The 1,929-nt window shown below is 72.6% G+C and carries 2 protein-coding genes; both read left to right on the plus strand.

All coding sequences use genetic code 11. The features are described from left to right. Positions 1-78 precede the first annotated feature (78 nt). Positions 79-1,161, plus strand: coding sequence for a hypothetical protein (locus tag E1281_RS39380; protein WP_131884770.1), 1,083 nt, complete (start codon positions 79-81; stop codon positions 1,159-1,161). Between the two features lie 564 nt (positions 1,162-1,725). Continuing rightward, a partial coding sequence (locus E1281_RS39385) for a hypothetical protein (protein ID WP_207943789.1) occupies positions 1,726-1,929 on the plus strand: 204 nt, incomplete at its 3' end.

Consider the following 1,929-nt stretch of genomic DNA (forward strand, 5'->3'; position numbering starts at 1 on the left):
GATCAGGGGCCTGTCCGGCGTGTCGGCACGGCAGGTCCCTGATCGTCGGTCGTTACACCGCTGCGAGCGGGCACATGCGTGAGCACGCGGGGCTACCGCGTGCTCAGCTGTGTCGAGAGGTCAGCGGGCCGGACCGACCCATGGATCCGGGTCGTCGTCCGCGTGATCCTCATCATCGTCGTGGTGGTCTTCGCGGTCGTCCGCGGCAGCGGCGCGTCCCCCGATGAGAAGCTGACGGCCGCGGCGAGCAACATGTCGTCCGCCGACGCCGTCGAGCTGGACGGCAGTTTCGGCGGCAGCGGCTCGCTGGAGGGCGAGCTGAACGTCACCAAGGGCGGCCGCGCGACCGGGCCCGTCACCTGGAACGGCTCCAAGGTCACGCTGCTCTCGGCCGACGGCAAGCTGTTCGTGAAGGCCGACAAGACCTACTGGGAGCGGGAGATCTCGGGCGACGACCCGTTCTTCCTCACCGACGGCGAGCAGTGGGGCCGGCTGGACGAGAACGAACTCAACGTCGACTTCCAGCGGAACCTGACCCCGTCGGCGCTGGCCACCAAGATCCGCTCGGCGCGCAACTCGACGACCGACCCGATCGAGACCACGTGGAAGGGCGAGAAGGCGCTGAAGTTCAGCAGCTTCTCCTCCACGATCTACATCACCGATGACGACGACGCGGAGCTCCTGCGCTACGAGGCGACCACCCCGCGCGTCCGCGTGGACGTCACCCCGAAGGAGTCGGGCGACGCCTCGACCGTCATCTCGGACATGCGCACGAGCATGGGCGAGCTGAAGGACTCCTTCAACGCCTCGGCCCAGCCGCGCGTCTCCGAGTGGAAGCGGGGCGGCTGCAACAGCGACTCCGGCTGCACGGTCGAGGCCGAGATCCGCCCGCCGTACAACGTGGAGACGCCCGTCACGATCGACGTGCGGTTCCGGATCACCGCCGGCTCGCTGAGCGGCAGGGACCTCGGCAACTGCACGGCCACGATCACGATCACCAGCAGCAGCCCGCAGTGGGCGAGCTGCCGGGTCACCAGCAGCGCGTGGACGAGCTGGGCCAAGGGCACCGGCGGCACCTTCTACAAGCACGCCGACTACAAGGTGATCGGCGCCACCTCCGAGGAGGTCCAGGCGCTGCAGAACGGGCTCGACAGCGAGTAGGGCCGCAGGTGAGGCGCCCCGCGCGCCGATCCGCCGCCACCGGCACCCGGCGGCGCCTCCCCCGATCCCGGGGGCGGCGCCGCCGGACGCCTTTATGCTCTTTGGGGACGTCCCTCAGACGCCCGGCGGCCGCCCCCCGAACGGCTGAACGTCCAGCAGCCCGCCGGGCCCCCTCTGGAGGACACCCACAGTTCCCTTGCTTTGTCCCTGACGGTCGGGCCGAACCCCGGCCCCCGAAGTGAGCAGAGTGAGCCCCGAGTGAGCACTGACCAGGACGAGCCGTCACCGGCGGCCTCCTCCCAACCCCCGCCGGGAGACCCGGCGGCAGCCCCCCGCACGCCGGCCACCCCATCGGGCAGGCCCGTCCGGCCGGACGTGCGGGTCGCGGGCGGGACCGTTCCATCCACGGGAACTCCGCCGCACAACGTGACGGTCCCGGACGGAATCGTCCGCCCGGAAGGGACAGCACCGCCGGGCGGCCCTCCGGCCCAAGGTTCCCCGGGCGAGCCGGTCCCGCCGGAAGGGCCGGTCCCGCCGGGCGCGTCGGTTCCGCCGGGGGCCCCCGTGCCGCCGGGGGCGTCCGGGCGGCAGGCGCGCGGGCGCAAGGAGCAGTTGCTGCTGATCGGGTCGGGGGCGGCGGCGGTCGTGCTCACGGCCGGCGCCGTCGTCGCGGTCGCCGTCACCGGTGATGACGACGCGCCGGAGAAGCGGCCCGGGACGACCGCGGCCGCGGCGCCTCCGGCGTGGACGGTGGCGGCGGGCAAGGGG

The organism is Actinomadura sp. KC345, from assembly GCF_004348515.1.
In the GTDB taxonomy this organism is placed as follows: Bacteria; Actinomycetota; Actinomycetes; order Streptosporangiales; family Streptosporangiaceae; genus Spirillospora.